This window comes from Paraburkholderia sp. RL17-380-BIE-A (assembly GCF_046028085.1).
Lineage (GTDB): Bacteria > Pseudomonadota > Gammaproteobacteria > Burkholderiales > Burkholderiaceae > Paraburkholderia.
Genome location: NZ_JARESQ010000051.1, coordinates 1 through 730, shown reverse-complemented (window position 1 = coordinate 730; position 730 = coordinate 1). Strand labels below are relative to the sequence as shown.

At 63.0% G+C, this 730-nt stretch carries 1 protein-coding gene; it reads left to right on the top strand.

Going from position 1 to position 730, the window contains the following annotated elements:
* On the top strand, positions 1-730 hold a 730-nt coding region (locus tag P0D68_RS35475), incomplete at both ends, for a pyridoxal-phosphate dependent enzyme (protein ID WP_408468833.1).

Below are 730 nucleotides of genomic sequence, written 5' to 3'. Positions count from 1 at the left end.
CACCGTCGCCATGGAAATTCTCAGCCAGCATCAGGGTCCGATTCACGCGATCTTCGTGCCGATCGGCGGCGGTGGGCTCGCGGCGGGCGTGGCCGCGTACGTGAAATCGGTGCGTCCGGAGATCAAGGTGATCGGCGTGCAGACCGATGATTCGTGCGCGATGGCCGCGTCGCTGAAAGTTGGCGAGCGGGTCACGCTGAACGAAGTGGGTCTGTTCTCGGACGGCACGGCGGTGAAACTGGTCGGCGAAGAAACCTTCCGCCTGTGCAGCGAGTATCTCGACGACGTGCTGCTCGTAAATACCGACGCACTCTGCGCCGCGATCAAGGATGTCTTCCAGGACACCCGCAGCGTGCTGGAGCCCGCGGGTTCTTTGGCCGTGGCCGGTGCCAAGCAGTATGCAGAGCGCGAAGGCATCGAGAACCAGACGCTGATCGCGATCACGTCCGGTGCGAACATGAACTTCGACCGCATGCGCTTCGTGGCCGAACGTGCCGAAGTGGGTGAAGCGCGCGAGGCCGTGTTTGCCGTGACGATCCCCGAAGAGCGCGGCAGTTTCCGGCGTTTCTGCGAACTGGTGGGCACACGCAGCGTCACCGAGTTCAACTATCGCATTGCGGACGCGAATTCCGCCCATATCTTCGTGGGCGTGCAGATCAGGAATCGCAGCGAGTCGGCTCAGATCGCGGGTGCGTTCGAAGCGCACGGCTTCGCCACAGTGGACCTCACT